We start from the raw sequence: 20,443 nt of genomic DNA, 5'->3' as shown, positions 1-20,443 counted from the left end.
GTAGGTCGGGCCGGACGATGCACCGGTGGAGGAACCCTGTCCAGCCCGGCGGCCATCAGGCGAGGTAACAAATCTGCCTATCGGCGCGAAACCTTCTTACAAGCTGGATGAGGTGTCCGATGTCGATCTTGCGCCGTTCCTTCCGGTTCCTGCCGGCTGCGATTTTCTGCCTGACAATGCCGCCGGCTGCCGAGGCCGGTCCCGCGGTGGTCGAACTCTTTACCAGCCAGGGCTGTTCCTCCTGCCCGCCGGCCGATGCCAATCTCGGGAAGCTCGCCCGGCGCACGGATGTGCTGGCGCTCAGTTTCGGGGTCACCTATTGGGATTATCTCGGTTGGCAGGACACTTTCGGGAAGCCGGAATTCACCGAGCGTCAGCACGGCTATGCGCGGGCGCTGGGCAACAATTCTGTCTATACGCCGCAGATGGTGGTCAATGGCCGGACCGATCTGGTCGGGCATGATCTCGGTGAAGTCGAGGCGGAGATCGCCGCGCAAGGCGCCCCGGACGCCGCCGCCATCACGCTGGGCCCGGACAAGGTCGCGATCGGCGCGGCGCGGGAACCGGTTTCCACCGCCGAGATCGGGGCCGAGATCTGGCTGGTGCGCTATGAACCGGGGCCGATCGAGATTCCGGTGGCGCGGGGCGAGAATGGCGGCCGGGAATTGACCATCACCCATGCGGTCCGGGAGCTGACCCGGCTGGGAATCTGGCAGGGTGCGGCCATGGAAATGACGCTGCCGGCGGGCGATCCGGCCCTGAAGCGCGCGATCCTGATCCAGGGGGCTGCCAATGGCGCGATCCTGGCCGCGGCGACCGATTGACGGAACGGAGCGGCGGACCCATCATCGCGGCAACCTGTAGATTCCCGATGAGGTTGCCGTCATGACCGAGGCCGCGCTGCTGGAATTGCCCGCCACCCCGCCCCGGGGTTATCCGCCGCTGGCACAGGAACCCGAATTCGACCCCCGGCGTCATCTGGCGCTGGAGCGGCCCGGTCGCATCATCACGCTCCAGGAACTGGGCTATGGGGATGAGGAGATCGCCACCTGCCCCAGCGATTTCGGCATCACGACGCCTTTCCGTGTGCTGAGCGATGAAGGTGCCGAGGCCCTCCTTGAGGTTTGCCGCAACCTTGCCCCTTACGCCACCAGCAGCGGGCGCATTCCCAGGAAGGTGCGCGGCGCGGTCTATCAATCGACATTCCTGCGCGATCTCTGCCTCTCGCCCGAGGTCACGCATTGGCTGGCGGAGATCAGTGGCATGGGATTGCTGCCGCATTCGATCCCGCATCATCTCGGCCACATCAATTACAACCCGCTCGATCTCAGCCAGAATGTCGACAAATGGCATGTCGATACCCTGCGCATCGATTACGTCCTCTTCGTCACCGACCCGCAGGCGATAGCGGGCGGCGAGTTCGAATATTTCATGGGCACCAAGCATGAGGTGGCACAGCTTCGTGACTCCGGCCAGCCCTTGCCGGCCGAGCGGATCATGACGCCCACCCTGCCCGGCCCGGGCTATGCGGTGCTGCAGCAGGGCAATATGGTGGTGCACCGCGCCAAGGGATTGAAGGCGCCGGGCGAGCGCATCACCATGGTCAACGGCTATGTGCCGAGCGATGCCGAATTTCCCGATTACAACCGCTTCGACCAGATCTATCACGCCGATCCCGCCCATGTGGCCGCCTCGGAATATGCCCGCCACATCGCCTGGATGGGCCGCGAGCGCCTGCAGGGTTTCATCAAACAGGGCGTCTATAGCGAGGACCGCGCGGCCCTGGCCGAACGCCTGGAAAAGGTCGCGCAATACCTGGCACAGGCCGCCACCGACATCCGCAAGGCCGGCGAGAAACAGTTAGAGCATTTCGGGGACGGGTGACGTCGGCCTTGCGACCGGGCGGTGACTTATAAGGAGACGGGGGAGATCAAAATGGCAAGGCGTGCTGGCTGGTTCAAAAATGTCACGGCGATGGGATGCCTTGGTGTCCTGCTGGCGGCTTGTGCCGGCATGGAAGGCGGCAAGAGTGCTGCAACGGCACCCGGAATCTATCGCCTGGGCGGCACGCAGTTTGAATTTCCGGCAGGCACCCTGTTGCAGACCTGGCCGGATATGAGTGGGGGCCAGCCTTTGGGCTTTGCGCGGCTGGCGGTGCAGATGCCGGCCGAGCAATTGGTGCCGGAACTGGCTGGATATCAGGAGGCCGTGCAGATCGACGTGCTGCAGGCAGGGTTCATTCCCGATGCGGATGCGGCGGTGACAGCCGCCTTTGCCGATTGGAAAGGCCGCGAGGCCGCGCCGGCGCAGAGCGCCTACAAATTCCTCATCACCTCGAAACGCGGTGCCACCGGCCAGCAGGTCGCCTATCTGCGGCAGGCGCAGAAGGCGATCGGCCTTGATTCCCTGGCACCCTTCAAGCCGCAGACGGGCGCGCCGATTTATCTGATGGCGCTCGATGGCGCGCATGTGACGACGCTGATCGAATGCGCGCCGTTGCCCCTGGGCTATCACGGCGCCGATCATTGCTCGCTCAGGCGGAAGATGGGCGATGCTTACGGCTACCGCGTGCTGTTCCCGCAGGATTTGCTGAGCCATTGGCAGGCCTTCGACGCCGCCGCACGGGATTATGTGAACGCCGCCGTGCAGTAGGGCCGGATCAGGGCAGCCACTTGAAATCGGCGATGAAGCGCAGAAAGGCCCGCATCGCCGCCGGCATGTGCCGCCGGCTGGGATAATAGAGATACCAGCCGGGCAGGGTTTCGCTCCAATCGGCCAGCACCTCGACCAAGCGCCCGCGAGAGAAATCGGCGCGCAGATAGGCTTCCTGCAGGCGCGCCAGGCCGATTCCGGCGCGGGCGGCTTCAAGCGATGTGCGCGGATCGTTGATGGTGAGGCGCCCCTGCGGCGTGACACTCACTGCCTTGCCGCCCTTGCGGAATTCCCAGGGAAAGATCGCACCGCCTGGAAAGCGATGGCGGATGCAATGATGGGCGGCGAGATCCTTGGGATGTTTCGGCCGGCCCATGGCCTTCACATAAGCGGGGCTGCCCGCGACGGCATAGCGCAAAGGCGGGCCGAGTTTCACCGCGATCATGTCGCGCGCCACTTCCTCGCCGAAGCGCACGCCCGCATCGAAGCCCTGGCCGACGATGTCGGCATAGGCATTGTCGCGCATCAGTTCGAGCTCGATCGCCGGATAGCGGGCGAGGAAAGGGGCGACCAGCGGTGCCAGCAGATGATCGATCGCCGGACCCGGCGCGTTGATGCGGATGGTGCCACCGGGCTCCTGGCGGAAACTGTTCATGTGATCGATGGCGGCGCCGATATCGTCGAGCGCCGGAGCGAGACGCGCCAGCAAGGCCTCGCCCGCCTCGGTGACGGCGACGCTGCGCGTGGTGCGGTTGAGGAGCCGCGTGCCGAGGCGTTCCTCCAGCAGCCGCATCGCCTGGCTGAGGGCGGAGGCCGAGACGCCACGCTCGATCGCCGCCTTGCGAAAGCTGCCATGGCGGGCGATGGCGGCGAAGATTTCCAGATCGTCCAGGCTGCAGCGGCTCATTGATTAGATTTTCTAAGTAAATCGTTCAGGATTATCCATCTTATCGCATTCTGATGCCGATACCATGTTCCTTGTCCCGGCAATCCCCAGGCGAGGTGGACGAGATGGCGACATTAACCGTGAACGGCACGCGTTACGACGTGGAGGCGGCACCCGACACGTCGCTGCTGTGGGTATTGCGCGAGCATCTCGGCCTCACGGGCACGAAATACGGCTGCGCCGCCGGTGCCTGCGGGGCCTGCACGGTGCATATCGACGGCACCGCCGCCTATGCCTGCGCCACCACGCTGGCAGCGGTGGGCACCAGCGAGATCACAACCATCGAGGGGCTGGCGCCACAAGGCGAGCATAAGCTGCAGCGTGCCTGGGTGGCCGAACAGGTGCCGCAATGCGGTTATTGCCAATCCGGCCAGATCATGCGCGCCGCCGCGCTGCTGGCGGAGAACCCGGCGCCCGACCGCGATGAGATCGTCGATTACATGAGCCCCAATCTCTGCCGCTGCGGCACCTATAACCGCATCGTGCGGGCAATCCAGCGCGCCGCCGGGGAGGCCTGACATGACCCAGCAGAGTCTCATCCTCAACCGCCAGATTCTGAGCCGCCGTCATTTCCTGGCCGGTACCGGCTATCTTGCCCTGGCGATCAACGGCGCCGGGAGCAGCGTGCTGTTCACCCACCGCTCCGTCGCGCAAGCGGCGCCGGCCGACCTCAACAATTGGGTGACGATCACCGCCGATGGCCGCGTCACCATCAAGCTGGGAGCGGCCGAAATGGGCCAGGGCGTCATGACGGCGATCCCGCTGATCCTGGCCGAGGAGTTGGATGCCGATTGGGCGATGGTCGATGTGGAAACGGTCACCCATGACCCGAAGAGCTATGGCAACCCACTGACCGGCGGCATCCTCTACACGGCGGGGTCGTCCTCGGTCGAAGGCTATTTCGCCATCATGCGCCGGGCCGGTGCCGAGGCGCGGCGGATTTTGTGCGCCAGCGCCGCCCGCGCCTGGAACGTGCCGCTGGTGGAAGTGACGACGGAACCCCATACCGTCCTGCACGCCGCCAGCAATCGCCGGATGAGCTATGGCGCAATCGTGGCCCTGCCCGAGATCATCAACGACCTGCCGCCGCTGAACGATGCCGAATTGAAGCCGCGCAGCGCATGGCGATTGATCGGCCGGGACGTGGAGCGGCTCGACATTCCGGGAAAGACCCGCGGCGAGACGCTCTATACCGTCGATGTGCGCGTCCCCGGCATGATCTATGCGACGCTGTTGCGGGCGCCGGTCGAGGGTGAAAAGCCCAACGCCATCGATGCCGCCACGGCGAAAGCGATGGCCGGTATCATCGACGTCATCGGGCTGGAAGACGCGGTGGCGATCCTCGGCGAGACCTGGGAACAAGCTCTGGCCGCCCGCGACGCGGTGAGGGTCACCTGGAGCGAAACCTCACCCTTCCGCAGCGCCGACAGTGCCGCCGATCTGGCGGCCGAGGTGAAACGCGCCGCCGATCTCACCCAAGCCGGCACGATCTGGGCGGAACGCGGCGATGCGCCGACAATCCTTGCCGATGGCGGCAACATCATCGCCGCCGATTATACGACCGAGCATGTCTATCACGCCCAGATGGAACCCCTGGCTGCGGTCGCTGATGTCGATGCGGACGGCAAGGGCGCGGAAATCTGGGTCGGCACGCAGAGCCAGACGGTGACCCTCAACGTCGCCTTGCAGGTATTGGAAACGACACCCGAGCGCATCCGCTTTCACGCTTTGCAGATGGGTGGTGCTTTCGGCAGGCGCACCTTCTTCGCCCGCGAACTGCTGCGCGATGCCCTCATCCTCTCGCGCGCGGCGAAACGGCCGGTGAAACTGATCTGGACGCGGGAGGATGACGTCAAGAACGGCTGGTTCCGGCCGGCGACGGCGCATCATCTGCGCGCGGTTCTGGACGGGGATGGCGGAGTTTCCGCCTGGCATCACCGCATCGCCTGCCCCTCGATCTTCGCCTTCGTGGCACCGCAGCGCCTGGAAGCGAGCGAGGGCAAGGATCTGCTGGTGATGGAAGGGACCGAGCTCGCGGATTACCATTTTTCCAACATGCGCGCCGAACATGTGGTGAGCGAACGGCGTGCCAGGGTCTCCGCCTGGCGCGGCATCGGCTGGGGGCACAACCTTTTTGCCAGCGAGTGCTTCATCGACGAATTGGCAGCGGCAGCGGGGAGCGATGCCATTGCCTTCCGCCGGCGTCACCTCGCCGGCAACCCCCGCGCGCTCAATGTGCTGGATAGCGTGCTGGCCGCGGCCGATTACGGCCAGGCGCCGGAAGGCCGGGCCCATGGCCTGTCCTTCGCCGGCTATAAGGGGACGCTGGGTTGCGGCGTTGCCGAAATCTCGCTCGACGAGAGCAGCGGCGCCATCCGCGTGCATCGGTTCTGGGCCACGATCGACGCCGGCATCGTGATCCAGCCCCATGCCTTCACGGCGCAGGCGGAGGGCGGCATCATCTATGGCCTTTCCGGCCTTTTGAAGGAGCGCATCACGATCAGCGGCGGCGAAGTGCAGCAGAACAATTTTTATGATTACGATGTGCTGCGCATGGACGAGGCGCCCGAGATCAAGATCACCCTGGTGCCGTCCGAGGCAGCACCCACCGGTGCCGGCGAGATCGGCGTGCCGATGACGGGTGCCGCCATCGCCAATGCCTTCTTTGCGCTCACTGGAAAGCGGCTGCGCCAGATGCCCTTCACGCCGGAGCGTGTGATGGGTGTGCTCTCGGCCTGAGCTGTATCAGCCTTGGGCGGCGAGTTCGGCGAGGGCGTCGCGGAGTTCGGCGATGCCGCGGCCGGATTCCGAGGAGGTCACCAGGATCTCGGGATGTGCCGCGGGGCGGCGGGCGATCTGGCTCAAGAACTTCTTCTCGTTGGCTTCGAGCTCGGCGGGCTTCACCGTATCCGCCTTGGTCATCACCACCTGATAGGACATGGCCGATTTATCCAGCATGTCCATGAGTTCGGTGTCGCTCTCCTTGAAGCCGTGGCGGCTGTCGATGAGGAGCAGCAGGCGCCGCAGATTGGCGCGGCCCTTCAAATAGGATTCGATGAGGCGCGACCAATGGCCGGCCTTGGCCTTGCTGACCTTGGCATAACCATGGCCCGGCATATCCACGAGGACCAGCTCGCCGTTGAGGTCGAAGAAATTGAGCTGCTGCGTGCGGCCGGGATTCTGCGAAACGCGCGCCAGCGCCTTCCGGCCGGTGAGCGCGTTGAGGAGGCTCGACTTCCCCACATTGGAACGCCCCGCGAAAGCGACTTCAATCGGACCCATCGGCGGCAATTGATCGATCGCCGCCGCACCGGCCACGAAGACGCATTCGCGCTGGAACAGTTTCTCGCCCGGGGAACGTTCGCCTGGCTGGCGTTCGCCGCTCACGCCGAATTCCTCATGCTGCGCCGGCTTTCTGGGCCTGTTTCGACTTCGCCTTCTCCAGCTTCCACATGATGAATTTCTGCTGGGCGATGGAGAGCGTGTTGTTCCAGGCCCAGTAGATCACCAGACCGGCCGCGAAAGGCGCCAGCATGAAGGTGAAGATGAAGGGCATCACGGCAAAGAGTTTGGCCTGGACGGGATCGGGCGGGGTCGGGTTGAGACGCATCTGCGCCCACATGGTGAAGCCCATCACCAGCGGCCAGACACCGATCGAGAGGAAATGCAGGACGGCGCCCAGGATCGGCATGTGGAAATAGAGCGAGGGATCCCAGGGAATGAGGCCGAAGAGATTGAGGATGGTCGTCGGATCCTTGACCGAGAGATCGTCGATCCAGCCGAAGAACGGCGCATGGCGCATGTCGATGGTGACATAGAGCACCTTGTAGAGCGCGTAGAAGACCGGGATCTGTACCAGGATCGGCAAACAGCCGGCCGCCGGATTGACCTTCTCCTTCTTGTAGAGAGCCATCATCTCCTGCTGGAAGCGCTGCTTGTCCTCGCCGTATTGCGTCTTCAATTCGGCCATCTTGGGCTGCAGCGTCTTCATCTTGCTCATGGAGACGTAGGATTTGTTGGCGAGCGGGAACATCACCGCCTTCACCAGCACGGTCAAAGCCAGGATGGCGAGGCCCATATTGCCGATATAGCGGAAGATCCAGTCGAGGAAGGCGTGGAGCGGCTTGGTGAGGAAGAAGAAATAGCCGAAATCCACCGCGCGCTCGAACATCGGGATGTTGAAGGTATCGCGGTAATGTTCGAGCAGCGAGACTTCCTTGGCGCCGGCGAAGATCTTGTGATCGAAATCGCTGCTGGCGCCGGGTGCCACGGCGCGCATGTCGGCGGTGTAATCGACCTGATAGGAATCGTCGGCGGCACCATAGAACATGCGCGCCTTGACCTTGGCATCGGCGGGCACGACCTGTGCTGCCAGCCAGTATTTGTCGGAGAAGCCGAGCCAGCCCCCGGTGGTGGTGGCATGAACCGCGGCGGCGGCAAGATCGCCCGCGGGCGCTTCCAGCGCCTGGTCGCGCACATCGCCATAGGTATGTTCGTTGAGCGTGCCGTCGAAGACGCCGATCGGGCCTTCATGCAGGATATAGATGCCGTCGAGGCCCAGCGGCAGGCCGAAGCGCTTGACCCGCGAATAGGGCGCCAGGCTGATTTCGGCACCGCTGTTGTTGGTGACGGAATCGACGATGTCGAACATGTAATCCTGGTCGACCGTGATGCGGCGCGTGAAAACCAAACCTTCGCCATTGTCCCAGGTGAGGGTGACGGGCTTGCCCGGCGAAAGCGTGTCGGCATCGGCCTGCCAGACGGATTCGGCATCGGGCGTCTTCACGCCGGCAGCGGCGACCCAGCCGGTTTCGGTGAAATAGCCGAGCTCGCCGCGGGCCGGCGAGAGCAGCACCACGTTGGGTGCATTGGGCTCGATCGTCTCGCGGTAATTCTTCAACACCAGATCGTCGATGCGGCCGCCCTTCAGGGCGATCGAGCCGCGGATCTTGGGGGCGTCGATCTTGACGCGCGGGCTCAAGGCCAGAGCTTCATCACGCGGCAACTTCGCCGTGGCAATGGCGCCGCTCTGGTCCAAAGGCGCGCCGGTCGCGGGATCGATTGCGGCGGGTGTCGCAGCCGTCGCCGGCTGTTGCGCCTGTTGCTGGGCCTGCTGCTCGGCGATCGCGGCCTGTTCGGCGCGCATCTTTTCCATGCGGGGCATTTCGAAGAAGAACTGCCAGACGAAGATGATCGCCATCGAAAGGGCGATGGCGATGATCATGTTCTTCTTGTCGAATTGCGAATTCATGACGGTGACGTGTCCCGGAGATTTGGGTTAGCGGTGCTGATGGGCGTGATCATGGCCGCCGCAAGCGTGATCGGCGGCCTGACGATGAGGTGGTACCGGATCGTAGCCATTGCCACCCCAGGGATGGCAACGCGCGAGACGGCGCAAGGTGAGCCAGCCACCCTTTAATATCCCGTGGCGCTCGATCGCTTCGATGCCATAGGAGGAGCAGGTCGGCTGATAGCGGCAGTGATAACCCAACCAGGGCGAGAGCAACAGCCGGTAAAGCCGGATGAGGCCGATCCCGGCGAAAGCGGCGAGGTGCCCGAGCATCCGCATCAGCGCGCCCTCTCCTCTTTCGCGACCACGCCGAGCTTTTGAAGGCCGCGGGTGAAATCCTGCTTGAGGCTCTGGTAATCGCGCGTGACCGTGGCGGGCCGCGCGATGAGAACGAGGTCGGTCGGCAGAGATGGCGCCGCGACGTCTTTCAGGATCTCGGCCGCGATCGCGCGGAGGCGGCGCTTGGCGCGGTTGCGCAGGACCGCATTGCCGACCTTGCGGCTGGCGGTGAAGCCCAACTTGATCGCTTCCGGGCGGATGGGGTCAGGAGCTGACTCTGCGCCGGCTTCCACAACGCGGGCCTGCAGAACGAGGCCCGGGGCGACCCATTTCCGGTTGGCAGCGGCCGCGGCCAGGAATTCGGCGCGCCGTTTCAGGCGGCCGATGCGGGTCATCGCGCGAAAATCGATACGAAAGTGGCGGCGCCGGGTAACAAGCGACCGCGCCCGGTTAGGCGCTGAGACGCTTGCGGCCCTTGGCGCGGCGCGACGAGATGACCTTCTGGCCACCATTGGTCGCCATGCGCGAGCGGAAGCCATGACGGCGCTTGCGCACGAGCTTGCTCGGCTGGTAGGTGCGTTTCACGGGTATTCTCCACGGAATTCAGTCGGTTGAGCCTTGGCGCGGCTGTATAATGAAAGGCCACGCCAGAGTCAAACCGTCGGTCACAACAAAAGCCGCCGAAACGGCCGGAAGGCGGCGTTATAGGGGATCGGGCCGGCCGCGTATAGCCCTGATCTAAGCGATCCGAATGATCACAATAGTGTATCTTTGTTAAGGAGTTATTTCCGCCATTCCATAATCACGAAATAGGGCGCGCGGCGGTAACGCTCGGCCTTTTCGGGATCGCCGCCATGGGGGGCCGGTTCGTCGAAATGACGGAGGGTCAGCCCCGCCCCCAACAGCAGCGACATATAGCGGCTCAACGGGCGGTGCCAGTTGCGGATCCGGACATCCCGCCAGCCGACCCATTCGGCGCGTTCCTCGAGATAATGATCGATCGGGAAACCGTCGAGCTGCCCTGCGGCATCGGTCAGCCAGCCGCGCATGCCGTTGGCGGTGGCAAAGCCGGTCATGTTGGCGATGAGCAAGGTCCCGCCCGGTTTCAGCACGCGAGCCATTTCAGCAATCGCTGCGTCAAGATCCGGCATGTCGATGAGGCTGAGATAGCTCACGGCGAGATCGACGGATGAATCCTCGACCGGCAAGGCTTCGCCGCGGCCGAGGCGGTAATCGCCCTGCGGGTCACGCGCCCGCGCCACATCGAGGAAAGCCTCGGTCGGGTCCACGCCGATGGGGGCGATGCCATGGCCCCGCAACAGGCGGCAGAAGCGCCCCTCGCCACAGCCGATATCGAGGGCGGTCCGAAAGCCGCGCCCCGAGACGCGCGCCAGCATTGGCCGGTCGAGCACGAATGCGCGCGCAAAATCGCCCTTCTCGCCCATATCGGCGAGCCAGGCGGCGGCGGATTCGCTCCAGCCATCGGTCATGAAAGCACCTCCCAAAAGGCCGCGATGCTCGTAGCCTAACAGGGCCGATTGGTCTAGGGTCTGCCGCCTTGCCCCCCGCTTTCCATGACATTGCCGTGCCCGCAGCGCCCCGCCTCACCATCATCTTCAATCCCATCGCCGGCCGCCGCCGCCGGGGTTTTCTGGAAGACGTCACCGACCGCCTCGTGGCGCGCGGCTGGGCAATCGAGCTAAAAGCCACCGAGGCGCGGGGCGATGCCGAGAGCCTGGCGCGGGCGATCGCTTCCCTGCCCAAGGCGGAACGGCCGGATCTCCTCGCGGTGGCCGGCGGCGACGGCACGATCGGCGAGGCGATCAACGGCCTGATCGCAAGTGGGTCGGCGGAGCCGATGCCCTTCGGCATCATCCCCATGGGGACGGCCAATGTGCTGGCGGCGGAAATCGGCCTCGAGGTTTCAGCCGAGGCTGTCGCGGCGACACTGGATGCGCGCCATGCGCGGCCGATCTTCGTGGGGCGTGCGCATTCCGAAAGCATGGGCAGCCGCGCCTTCACCTTGATGGCGGGGGCCGGGTTCGATGCCCATGTGGTCGCGCAGGTGGATGGCGATCTCAAACGGCGCATCGGCAAACTGGCTTATGTCTGGCAATCGCTGCGGCAGATGACGCGGTTCAGATTCCCCATCTATCGCGTCTCGATTGATGGCGGCGCGGCGATCGAGGTTGCCTCGGTGATCGTCGCCAAGGGGCATTTTTACGGCGGGCATTATGTCGTGGCGCCTGCGGCGCGGCTGGACCTGGCACAATTCGAGATCTGCCTGTTCGAGAAAAGGGGCGCCTTTCACGCCCTTCGCTATGCGCTGGCCCTGGGCATGAATCGCCTGCCGCGTGCCATCGGCTACCGGATCGTCAGTGGCCGCCACGTCACGATTGAGGGGCCGCCGGGCGATCCGGTGCAGGGCGATGGCGATGTCATCGGGCATCTGCCCATGACCATCGACCTCGCCCCGCAGCCGCTTTCGCTGGTGATGCCGAGAGCGCGCTAGCAACCCGCGCTCAGGCACTGAAGCCGCTCCAGTAATGCGCCTCGTCGAGGGGTGTAAGCGATGGGAGGTCGGTTGGCATGTCGCCGGCGATCTCGGCGATGGCGAGGCCAACGGCCAACACCGCACAGAAAACCGCGAGGGTGATGCCGATCTTGTCGGCGAGGTCGATTCCGGTCCGGGCTTTCGCGGGGGTGTCGTGAGCAAGGCTGGTCATCCGGCTCATTCCTTTTCAAAGAGGGCCTTCTCAAAGAGGGCGATGACCCAGAGGTAATCCCGGACAATATTTTTGAATAACGGGTAGTTCTGATACGATGCTTTCGGAAATCAGAACGATTGAGCTCGGCTATGCGGATCACCAATCTCGATATGGACGTCTTGCGCAGTTTCGTGACCGGCACGGAATTGGGCAGTTTCGCCAAGGCGGCCGAGCGCCTGGGCCGGTCGCAATCGGCGATCAGCCTGCAATTGAAGAAGCTGGAGGAGCAGGTCGGCGAGACCCTTTTGCGCAAGGAAGGCCGCAGCCTCATCCTGACGGCGCCGGGGGAGATCCTGTTCTCCTATGCCAGGCGGCTGCTGGAACTGAATGACGAGGCGGTGGCGGCCGCGCGCGGGGTCGCGGTCGAGGGCTGGGTGCGGCTCGGCATCGTGCAGGATTTTGCGGAACATTGGCTGCCCAGCCTGCTCGGCCGTTTCGCCCGCGCCCATCCGAGCGTGCGGGTGGAAGTCACCGTCGACCGGGGCGTCAACCTCGCCGAGCAGATTGCCAAGGGCGAGCTCGATCTCGGCCTCACCTGGGGCGATTACCCGACGCCGCAAAGACGCAAGCTCGCCGATGTTTCCATCCGCTGGATCGGCCGCGCGGGCTATCGCCATGCGGCCGGCGAGCCGGTGCCGCTCATCGCCTTCCGGCCGCCCTGCACCTTCAGGAAGCGGGCGATCGAAGCCCTGGACGCAGCCGGCATTCCCTGGCGCGTCGCCTTCACCAGCCCCAGCCTCACCGGATTGTATGCCGCGGTCGAGGCGGGTCTCGGCGTCACCCCGCGCACGGCGATCGGCCAGTCATCGCGCCTGGCGCTGCTGGGGCCGGAAAGCGGCCTCCCCGATCTTGCCCCGCCCATCGAACTCTACCTGCACCGCGCCCTCGAACGCGGCACACCGGCGATGGAACGCCTGACCGAAACCCTGCTGGAAACGCTGGAGAGCGATCTGGTGACGATGAGGCAGCGCGACATATCGGCGCAATGATGCGGCGCGGGGAGCACGCTGCCTTGCCGTAAATGCAAGGCTCCGAGGGTCGTTTCCGCCAGCGCCGCCGCTATACTCCGGCCCGCGATTTGAGCGCCCGCGTTTTACAGATGCAACGCTTCCAGAATCGCGCCGGCCGCAGCGCGCTTTATACTGCGGCCTGGTTCCAAAACCATTTCCGACGCAAGAGCCCGAGAGACGAAGATGACCCAAGCCGCCACCCGCCGCCTGACGCGCCAGGATGTGAAGACCCTTGCCCTGGCGAGCCTCGGCGGTGCGCTGGAATTCTACGATTTCGTCATCTTCGTCTTCTTCACCGCGGTGATCGGGCAATTGTTCTTTCCGCCCGACATGCCGGATTGGCTGCGGCAGCTGCAATCCTTCGGCATCTTCGCGGCCGGTTATCTGGCGCGGCCCCTGGGCGGGATCGTCATGGCGCATTTCGGCGATCTCGTCGGCCGCAAGCGCATGTTCGCTTTGTCCGTCTTCCTGATGGCGGTGCCGACGCTGATCATCGGCCTGCTGCCGGTCTATGAGAATATCGGCTATGCAGCACCCTTGCTGCTGCTGGCCATGCGCATCTGCCAGGGCGCGGCGATCGGCGGCGAGGTGCCGGGTGCCTGGGTGTTCGTGGCCGAGCATGTGCCGCAGAGGCGCGTTGGTTTCGCCTGCGGTCTGCTCACCTGCGGATTGACCGCCGGCATCTTGCTGGGCTCGCTGGTGGCGACCGCCACCAATCTGGTCTTCACACCGGAAGAAGTCCTGGGACAGGCCTGGCGCTATCCCTTTATCGCCGGCGGAATTTTCGGCCTCATCGCCGTTTATCTGCGCCGCTTCCTCGACGAGACGCCGGTCTTCGAAGAGATCCGCGCCCGGAAGGCGCTGGCCACGGAGCTGCCGGTGAAGGCGGTGCTCCGGCGCCATAGCGGCGGTGTCGTCGTCTCGGTTCTGGCCACCTGGACGCTGACCGCCGGCATCGTCGTCTTTATCCTGATGACGCCGAGCCTGCTGCAGAAGCTCCACGGGTTCACCAGCGCCGAGACCTTGCCCGCGAATTCAGCGGCGACGCTGGCCCTTTCCATCGCCTGCGTGCTGGTGGGCATGGCCTGCGACCGCTTCGGCCCGGTGAAGGTGATGAGTGTCGGCGCCGTGGGCCTGGTGGCGAGCGGCTATCTGCTTTATCTCGGTGTTGCCGAGGCGCCGCATCTGCTGCTGCCGCTTTATGCGATCACCGGATTCTGCGTCGGTACCATCGCCTGTGTCCCCATCGTCATGGTGCGTGCCTTTCCGCCGGCCGTCCGGTTCACCGGCATCTCGTTTTCCTACAACATGGCCTATGCCGTGTTCGGCGGGGTGACACCCTTGCTGGTCTCGTATCTGACGCAACTCAACACCCTGGCGCCCGCGCATTATGTGACGCTGACGGCGGTCATCGGCGTGGGTGCGATTATCGCCGAACGCACGCGCCTCAGGCGCCGCGCGGATTTCGCGACCGCTTGATCCCGCCGATTTCGAGGAGAAAGCGCGCCACATCGGGCGGGCCGTTCGCATCCGCCATCTTGCCGTCGATGGCGAGATGGGCAAAGCCGTGGGCCGATGACCAGATGAGGCGCTCAAGCTCGCGGCGATCGGCCTCGGTCTTCAAGCCCAGGTGATCGGCGAAGGGCGCGCTGATCGCCTGCAATTGCTGGAAGGCGGCGGCCGCCGCTTGCTTCAGTTCCGCGTTTTCCCAATCGAGGTCGCCCTCCGAGAACATGAGGCGGAACAAGGCCGGATTGGCGCGGGCGAAGGCGAGATAGCCGCGCCCGGCGGCACGCACCTGGGCCGCGATCTCGGGCTTGGCCCGCGCGCGCGCCTTGGCCATGGCAGCGGTGAATCGGTCGAAGGCGATGGCGGCGAGTGCCGTCGAGAGCGCCTGCAAATTCGGAAAATGATGGGCGGGGGCCGCGTGCGAGACACCGGCCAGGGCCGCCACCTTGCGAAGCGTGAGGCCCGGCAATCCCTCACGCTCCAGCAGCGTCAGCGCCGCCTCGAGCAAGGCCGCGCGCAGATTGCCATGATGATAGGCCGCCTTCTTTCCCATGACGGGTTCCTAGTGCATTTCCGGTAGCTGGAATCGCTACCGTGCTTTTCTTGTCATGGCCCGCTTTAGGCGGGCCATCCACGAGTTTGGCGGCAAATAATTGAAGCAACTCGTGGATCCCCCGGCCAAGCCGGGGGATGACAAATTGTGTGGCACACGCTTCCCTCTAAACATGAACGATCTAGCCCGCCCGCTCCGAGTCCGTCAATCACCATCTTGACAGCGACAAGATTTCACTCTAGCAAATCTAGTCAGTGTCAAGATATGGGAGGGCGACATGATCTGGGAGGACTGGTTCTCAGCCGCGGGATCCCTGGCCATGCTGGGTTGGGCCAGCCTCATCCTGCTGCCGCGCCGGGGCTGGATCCTGGCGGCCTTGCGCCATGGCGCCGTCGGCCTGCTGGCGCTGCTCTATGCCGTGCTGATCCTGGGCTATTTCTTCGACGTCGAAGGCGGCGGTTTCGGCTCGATCGCGGAAGTGCGCGCGCTGTTCATGAGCGATCCCGTGCTGCTCGCGGGCTGGGTGCATTATCTCGCTTTCGATCTGTTCGTGGGATTGTGGATCGCCGAACGCGCGGATGCGCTGGGGATCCACCGCCTGCTGCAGGCGCCAGTCCTGGCCGCCACCTTCATGTTCGGGCCGATCGGCCTGTTGCTCCATCTCGGCCTTGCCGCCGGCTTGCGCCTTGGCAAAAAGGAGGCCGTCTCATGGTGATGGCAATGCCGCGTGCCGCCGGACAGAGCCGCCCGTGGATGGCGGCGATCGCCGGGGCGATGCCGCCCGAACGGATCGCCTGGATGAGTGCCGCCTTGATGCTGGTGCTGTTGCCGGTCTGCCTGGTTCTGCTGGCGATCGATCCCCGGACGATCAACGGTGTCAGCGTCTGGGCAAAGCCGATCAAGTTCCAGCTCTCGCTCGCCCTCCATTTTGCGACCCTCGCTTTGCTCCTGCGGTTGTTGATTCCGGCGGCCCGGCCCGCCTTGCGCCTCGGTTTCATCCTGGCGACGGCGGCGGCCTTGTTCGAGATTCTCTACATCACCCTGCAATCGGCGCGCGGTCGGGCCTCGCATTTCAATGCCGAGACGCCGCTGGAGATGGCGCTCTACCAGGTGATGGGTGTCGGCGCCGTCGCGATCGTGATCGTCGCCATGGCAGCCGGCTGGACCATCTGGCGCCAGGCGCGGCCGGAGATCGGACCCGGTTTGCGCCTTGGCGCCTGTCTGGGCTTGGTGCTGGGCGGTGTCGCCACCTTGGTGACGGCGGGGGCGCTGGGTTCGGGCGAGATTGCGGGGCCGACGCATCTGGTGGGCGGCATCGCCAGGGATGCGGTAGCGGCCGGGGATGCGGTCTGGCGTAGCATCGCCGGCGATGCGGCCTGGCGTAGCATCGCCAGCGATGCGGGTGGCCTGCCCTTCTTCGGCTGGTCGCAGGTGATGGGGGATCTCAGGGTGCCGCATTTCTTCGCCACCCATCTGATGCAGGCTTTGCCGCTCCTCGGCCTCGCGGCGGATCTTCGGCTCTCCGCCCGGCGCGCGCAGCTCGTCGTCTGGATCGGCGCCGGTCTCGGCCTGCTCCTCGTCGCGGCCACCTTCTGGCAGGCCGTTCTCGGCCTCCCGTTCCTCACATTATAGGTGAATCGATTCCGCCATCCGGTCGCCGACGGAGAATCGTGTGATCATCCTGACAATCGTGGGTCAGAAATCCGGGGAAAAAATTGCGACGCTTGAAAAGAATAGGAATTTTGCCTCTCACTTCTATGAACATTGACCCATTTCATTAAATAATCACACTATTATATGCTGCGCTTAACCGATTGATAAGATTCTGGGAATTATAACGGGCCAGGAGATCGGCCGATAGGTGGGGAACGCCCTGCCTGCCATCCAGGCACTGCCGAACAGAATCGAACCGACTTGAAGCGACGAGGGACGCGGCGGGGCAGATGAGCAGGCGCCAGGGCAAAAGTGTCGGACGCGGCGGTCGCTGGAAAGCGGGCATGTCATGAATGGCGGGGAGCTCATTCTGACCGATCAGCCGACGTCGCAGGCGCTCCTGGTGATCGCGATCCTCGCCATTATCGGCCTTGCCGGCACCACCTTCCTGTCCTGGCGCCAATCGCGGCTGGCCTGGGCCGCCAAACGGCAGGCGATCCTGGAAGCGCAGCTTCTGCGCACCAGCAAGCAGCGCTTCCGCCAATTGGCCGATGCCACCTTTGAAGGCATCGTCATCCACAAGGATGGCATCATCATCGACGTCAACACCGCCTTGGCCGCGATGCTGGGTTATCCCCAGGAAGCACTGATCGGGCGCAACCTCTTTGACGTCACCGATCCCAGCCTGCATGCGCGCCTGGCCGCCCACCTGGCCGCCTTGCGCGAAAGCCGCGATGTCGCGTTCGGCGACGGAATCGGCGAAACCCTGCTGCTGCATGCCGACGGCACGCGCATCCCGGCCGAAATTCATGCCCGCACCCTGCCCTTCGAAGGCGGTGATGCGCGCGTCATCGCGATCCGCGACGTGCGCGAGCGCAAGGAAGCGGAGGAGCGCATCCGGCATCTGGCGCATCACGACGCCCTCACCGGCCTGCCCAACCGCAATCTCTTTCGCGACCGCCTGGTGCAGGTGGTGGCGCGCGCCAAGCGCACCGGCACCACGGTGGCGGTGCTGAGCCTGGATCTCGACCGCTTCCGCAGCGTCAACGAAATGGGCGGCACGGAAGCCGGCGATGCCCTGCTCCGCGAAGTGGCGGTGCGCCTCACCGACAGCATCCGCGCCGACGATACGGTGGCGCGCATTTCGGGCGACGAATTCGCAGTGATCCAGGTCGGCGTCTCGCATCCCGACGGTCCGGCGATCATGGCCGCGCGCCTGATCAAGGCGATGGCGCAGCCCTTCGCTTTGCCCGGCCATGCCGAACCGATCGTGGTGGGGGCGAGCCTCGGCATCGCACTTTATCCCAGCGACGGCGAGGACGGCGACACCTTGATGCGCGCCGCCGATCATGCCCGCGCCCGCGCCAAGGAAGGCGGGCGCGGCACCTATCGCTTCTGCGAACCGGAGATGGACCGGCGCCTGCAGGAGCGCCGCGCGCTCGAAGCCGATCTTCGCCAAGCCCTCGCCACCGAGCAATTCGAGCTCTATTATCAACCACTGGCGGATTGTCAGAGCACGCGGCTGCAGGGTTTCGAAGCGCTGCTGCGCTGGCGCCATCCGGAACGCGGCATGGTTTCGCCGGCCGAGTTCATTCCGCTGGCCGAGGAATGCGGCCTCATCAACACATTGGGCGCCTGGGTGCTGCGCAGTGCCTGCCGCGCCGCCGCTGCCTGGCCCCGGCAGATTCCCGTGGCGATCAACCTGTCGCCGGTCCAGTTCCGCCAGCCGGATCTCGCCACCGAGATCCTCGGTATTCTCAAGGAAACGGGCCTCGCCCCCGAGCGGCTCGAATTGGAGATCACCGAAGGTGTGCTCATCAGCGAGCCGGAACGGACGCTGGCCACCCTCAATGCGCTGAAGGAAGCCGGCATCCGGATCTCGCTCGACGATTTCGGCACCGGCTATTCCTCGCTTTCCTATCTGCAGCGCTTTCCCTTCGACAAGCTGAAGATCGATCACAGCTTCATCCAGGGGATGGAAAGCCATAGCGGCTCGATGGCGATCGTGCGCGCGGTCATCGCACTCGGCCGCTCGCTCCACCTCACCATCACGGCGGAAGGCGTCGAGACCCCGAAGCAACTGGCGCTGCTGCAGGCCCAGGCCTGCGATCAGGCGCAGGGCTATCTGCTGGGACGGCCGCTGCCGGGCGAAGACGCCAAGCGCCTCATCGACGAGGACCAGCCGCTGGTCCGACAGACGCAGGCGGCGGAATAGCCCCCGCCCTATTCCAGTTTCGGCCCTATTCCAACTTCATCTGGCCTTCGATCAGTTTGTAGGCCACGTAGTATTTGTAGATGTTGCTGACATATTGCACCGTCTCGGCGCCGACGATCTTGGCCGCCGCCACCTCGACATGGTCGAACCATTTGTTGGGGTCGCGGCCTTCCTTTTCGGCAAGGCGCCGGAATTTCCGGAGATTGCCCGGCCCGGCATTATAGGCGGCGAAGGTCATCAGCGTGCGGCTGCGCTCATCCAGCGCCGGATCGTCGAGATATTTTTCCCTGAGCACCGCCATGTATTTGATGCCGGCATGGATGTTCTTTTCGGCATCCTGCTCGATCCCGGTGATGCCCACGACAGGATCCGCCGCCGTGGTGGGCAGCAATTGCATGATGCCGACGGCGCCGCGCGGACTGCGTACGCTCTGATCGAGCTGCGATTCCTGGAAACCCTGCGCCACCATCATCAGATAGTCGAACTTGTACTGATCGGCATATTTCTGGAACAGGCTGACGGTCTGCTTGAATTGTTCGAGTGCCGCCTCGGCATAGGCGTTGTTGAGCGCCTTGGTGCTTTTGAGATAGCGCTTCACGATGGTGTTGCCGAACAATGTCCCGACCTTGTGGTCCTCCATGAAAGCGGCGATCTCGGCCTGGAGCAGCGGGCTGTTCTTGCGCACAGCCCAGGCGATGGTGCCGCCTTCATTGACGACGAGGTCGTCGCGCACCTTGAGATCGGTCAGGACCTGGGACCAGAAGGTTCCCTTGTAACGGTCGACCACCGCCAGCGGCAGCAGGCCGACATTGACCATTTCCAGGATGCCTTCATCCTCGAGATCCTCGTCCATCACCTGGATCTCGATCGCGGGCTTGCCTTCCGCCACGAAACCATCGCTGAGCGCCTTGATATGGGTGTAGTAGCTGCTGGATTTGCGCAAGGGAATGGTCTGGCCGGCGAGGTCATCGAGGCTGTCGAGGGGTGGCGATTTCGGCCCGGTCACCACGACTTCGCGCACTTTCGTGGCGACCGGCGCGGTGAAATCGACCAGCGCTTCACGTTCCGGCGTGATGGTGAGGGCGCCGGCCGCGATGTCGCCCAGCCCTTCATTGAGTGCCGGGATCAGCCGGTCGCGCGCCACCGGCACCAGGGCCACGCGCATTTTCAACGCCCGGGTCTTCAGCTTCTCGTTGAGGGTCTTTTCCAGAGCGCGGGCATATTCGGCATCGATGCCGCGCTCGAAACCGCGATCGTGGAAATAGAGCGTCTTGCTGTGTGCCACCAGGATGCGGATCAGGCGCCGCTCGCGCATGCCGTCGAAATCGCCACGCCAGGGCGGCGGCAGCGGCAAAGCGATCGCCTCGACCTCGGCCTCCTCGGCGGCGGTAAGTTCGGCCGGCGGCAGAACAGCCTCCTCGGCCGCGGCCACACCGATGCCAATGCCAATGACGGTGACGGTAGCGAGCAGATGAAGGGCGAGAATTGCGGCGCGCAAACCCAGGCGTTCAAACATTCAGCCAACCCTTCCTTGCGAGGAAACAGTGCGAACGTCACACAACCACAGA

The 20,443-nt window shown here is 64.5% G+C and carries 21 protein-coding genes; 11 read left to right on the top strand and 10 right to left on the bottom strand.

Translation table 11 applies throughout. From position 1 onward, the window contains the following. Positions 1 to 119: 119 nt before the first annotated feature. The 3 genes from ACE3PR_RS08575 (at position 120) to ACE3PR_RS08565 (ending at position 2,652) form a co-directional block, all read left to right on the top strand. Positions 120 to 824, top strand: a complete 705-nt coding sequence (locus tag ACE3PR_RS08575; RefSeq protein ID WP_374370567.1) for a DUF1223 domain-containing protein — start codon at positions 120 to 122, stop codon at positions 822 to 824. Positions 825 to 885: 61 nt separating this feature from the next. Beyond that, complete coding sequence (locus ACE3PR_RS08570; RefSeq protein ID WP_374370564.1) at positions 886 to 1,884, top strand: hypothetical protein; 999 nt, start codon at positions 886 to 888, stop codon at positions 1,882 to 1,884. A 51-nt stretch (positions 1,885 to 1,935) separates the two neighbouring features. Next, on the top strand, positions 1,936 to 2,652 hold the full coding sequence (locus tag ACE3PR_RS08565) for a hypothetical protein (protein WP_374370562.1): 717 nt from the start codon (positions 1,936 to 1,938) through the stop codon (positions 2,650 to 2,652). A 7-nt stretch (positions 2,653 to 2,659) separates the two neighbouring features. Here the strand turns inward: ACE3PR_RS08565 and ACE3PR_RS08560 are convergent, their stop codons facing one another. Then, positions 2,660 to 3,559, bottom strand: a complete 900-nt coding sequence (locus tag ACE3PR_RS08560) for a LysR family transcriptional regulator (protein ID WP_374370559.1) — start codon at positions 3,557 to 3,559, stop codon at positions 2,660 to 2,662. A 104-nt stretch (positions 3,560 to 3,663) separates the two neighbouring features. Between ACE3PR_RS08560 and ACE3PR_RS08555 the strand changes: the two genes are divergently transcribed. Both ACE3PR_RS08555 and ACE3PR_RS08550 read left to right on the top strand, forming a co-directional pair. Next, positions 3,664 to 4,116: a (2Fe-2S)-binding protein gene (locus tag ACE3PR_RS08555; RefSeq protein ID WP_374370556.1), complete on the top strand. Its 453-nt coding sequence runs from the start codon at positions 3,664 to 3,666 to the stop codon at positions 4,114 to 4,116. 1 nt (position 4,117) lies between these two features. Next, complete coding sequence (locus tag ACE3PR_RS08550) at positions 4,118 to 6,337, top strand: molybdopterin cofactor-binding domain-containing protein (RefSeq protein ID WP_374370553.1); 2,220 nt, start codon at positions 4,118 to 4,120, stop codon at positions 6,335 to 6,337. A gap of 6 nt (positions 6,338 to 6,343) precedes the next feature. Here the strand turns inward: ACE3PR_RS08550 and yihA are convergent, their stop codons facing one another. From yihA to ACE3PR_RS08520, 6 genes are all read right to left on the bottom strand, one after another. Continuing rightward, the gene (gene yihA, locus ACE3PR_RS08545) at positions 6,344 to 6,985 is read right to left on the bottom strand and encodes a ribosome biogenesis GTP-binding protein YihA/YsxC (RefSeq protein ID WP_374370550.1); all 642 of its coding nucleotides are present in this window, start codon (positions 6,983 to 6,985) and stop codon (positions 6,344 to 6,346) included. 10 nt (positions 6,986 to 6,995) lie between these two features. Further along, the gene (gene yidC / locus ACE3PR_RS08540; RefSeq protein WP_374370547.1) at positions 6,996 to 8,849 is read right to left on the bottom strand and encodes a membrane protein insertase YidC; all 1,854 of its coding nucleotides are present in this window, start codon (positions 8,847 to 8,849) and stop codon (positions 6,996 to 6,998) included. A 27-nt stretch (positions 8,850 to 8,876) separates the two neighbouring features. Beyond that, positions 8,877 to 9,167 (bottom strand): membrane protein insertion efficiency factor YidD, encoded by a 291-nt coding sequence (yidD, locus tag ACE3PR_RS08535; protein ID WP_374370544.1) that lies wholly within the window; start codon positions 9,165 to 9,167, stop codon positions 8,877 to 8,879. Beyond that, the gene (rnpA, locus tag ACE3PR_RS08530; protein WP_374370541.1) at positions 9,167 to 9,562 is read right to left on the bottom strand and encodes a ribonuclease P protein component; all 396 of its coding nucleotides are present in this window, start codon (positions 9,560 to 9,562) and stop codon (positions 9,167 to 9,169) included. Before rnpA ends, yidD begins: the two co-directional genes overlap by 1 nt. A 55-nt stretch (positions 9,563 to 9,617) precedes the next feature. Continuing rightward, positions 9,618 to 9,752 (bottom strand): 50S ribosomal protein L34, encoded by a 135-nt coding sequence (gene rpmH, locus ACE3PR_RS08525; protein WP_133613592.1) that lies wholly within the window; start codon positions 9,750 to 9,752, stop codon positions 9,618 to 9,620. A 197-nt stretch (positions 9,753 to 9,949) separates the two neighbouring features. Next, positions 9,950 to 10,657, bottom strand: a complete 708-nt coding sequence (locus ACE3PR_RS08520; RefSeq protein WP_374370537.1) for a class I SAM-dependent methyltransferase — start codon at positions 10,655 to 10,657, stop codon at positions 9,950 to 9,952. 95 nt (positions 10,658 to 10,752) lie between these two features. On the opposite strand from ACE3PR_RS08520, the gene ACE3PR_RS08515 reads away from it, so the two are divergent. Then, a complete protein-coding gene (locus tag ACE3PR_RS08515) occupies positions 10,753 to 11,679 on the top strand; it encodes a diacylglycerol kinase family protein (protein ID WP_374370534.1) in 927 nt (308 codons plus the stop codon). A gap of 10 nt (positions 11,680 to 11,689) precedes the next feature. Here ACE3PR_RS08515 and ACE3PR_RS08510 read toward each other — a convergent pair whose 3' ends face one another. Next, positions 11,690 to 11,893, bottom strand: coding sequence for a hypothetical protein (locus ACE3PR_RS08510; protein WP_374370531.1), 204 nt, complete (start codon positions 11,891 to 11,893; stop codon positions 11,690 to 11,692). A 131-nt stretch (positions 11,894 to 12,024) separates the two neighbouring features. Here ACE3PR_RS08510 and ACE3PR_RS08505 point away from each other — a divergent pair, with 131 nt between their 5' ends. Both ACE3PR_RS08505 and ACE3PR_RS08500 read left to right on the top strand, forming a co-directional pair. Beyond that, positions 12,025 to 12,924, top strand: coding sequence for a LysR substrate-binding domain-containing protein (locus ACE3PR_RS08505; protein ID WP_374370528.1), 900 nt, complete (start codon positions 12,025 to 12,027; stop codon positions 12,922 to 12,924). Between the two features lie 204 nt (positions 12,925 to 13,128). Beyond that, positions 13,129 to 14,424 (top strand): MFS transporter, encoded by a 1,296-nt coding sequence (locus ACE3PR_RS08500; RefSeq protein ID WP_374370525.1) that lies wholly within the window; start codon positions 13,129 to 13,131, stop codon positions 14,422 to 14,424. Here the strand turns inward: ACE3PR_RS08500 and ACE3PR_RS08495 are convergent. Next, positions 14,393 to 15,007 (bottom strand): TetR/AcrR family transcriptional regulator, encoded by a 615-nt coding sequence (locus ACE3PR_RS08495; RefSeq protein ID WP_374370522.1) that lies wholly within the window; start codon positions 15,005 to 15,007, stop codon positions 14,393 to 14,395. The two genes, ACE3PR_RS08500 and ACE3PR_RS08495, sit on opposite strands and share 32 nt — an antisense overlap. A 277-nt stretch (positions 15,008 to 15,284) precedes the next feature. Between ACE3PR_RS08495 and ACE3PR_RS08490 the strand changes: the two genes are divergently transcribed. The 3 genes from ACE3PR_RS08490 (at position 15,285) to ACE3PR_RS08480 (ending at position 18,875) form a co-directional block, all read left to right on the top strand. Beyond that, the gene (locus tag ACE3PR_RS08490) at positions 15,285 to 15,722 is read left to right on the top strand and encodes an ABA4-like family protein (RefSeq protein WP_374370519.1); all 438 of its coding nucleotides are present in this window, start codon (positions 15,285 to 15,287) and stop codon (positions 15,720 to 15,722) included. After that, a complete protein-coding gene (locus ACE3PR_RS08485) occupies positions 15,716 to 16,639 on the top strand; it encodes a hypothetical protein (RefSeq protein WP_374370516.1) in 924 nt (307 codons plus the stop codon). Before ACE3PR_RS08490 ends, ACE3PR_RS08485 begins: the two co-directional genes overlap by 7 nt. Before the next feature lie 370 nt (positions 16,640 to 17,009). Beyond that, positions 17,010 to 18,875, top strand: a complete 1,866-nt coding sequence (locus ACE3PR_RS08480; protein ID WP_374370514.1) for a putative bifunctional diguanylate cyclase/phosphodiesterase — start codon at positions 17,010 to 17,012, stop codon at positions 18,873 to 18,875. Between the two features lie 25 nt (positions 18,876 to 18,900). On the opposite strand, the gene ACE3PR_RS08475 is transcribed toward ACE3PR_RS08480, so the two are convergent. Beyond that, positions 18,901 to 20,391, bottom strand: coding sequence for a transglycosylase SLT domain-containing protein (locus tag ACE3PR_RS08475; RefSeq protein ID WP_374370511.1), 1,491 nt, complete (start codon positions 20,389 to 20,391; stop codon positions 18,901 to 18,903). Positions 20,392 to 20,443 lie beyond the last annotated feature (52 nt).

The sequence above is a fragment of the Dongia sp. genome (genome assembly GCF_041909655.1).
Classification (GTDB): domain Bacteria; phylum Pseudomonadota; class Alphaproteobacteria; order Dongiales; family Dongiaceae; genus Dongia.
The sequence above is the reverse complement of the archived record's forward strand: the minus strand, read 5'-3'. Positions and strand labels throughout refer to the sequence as shown.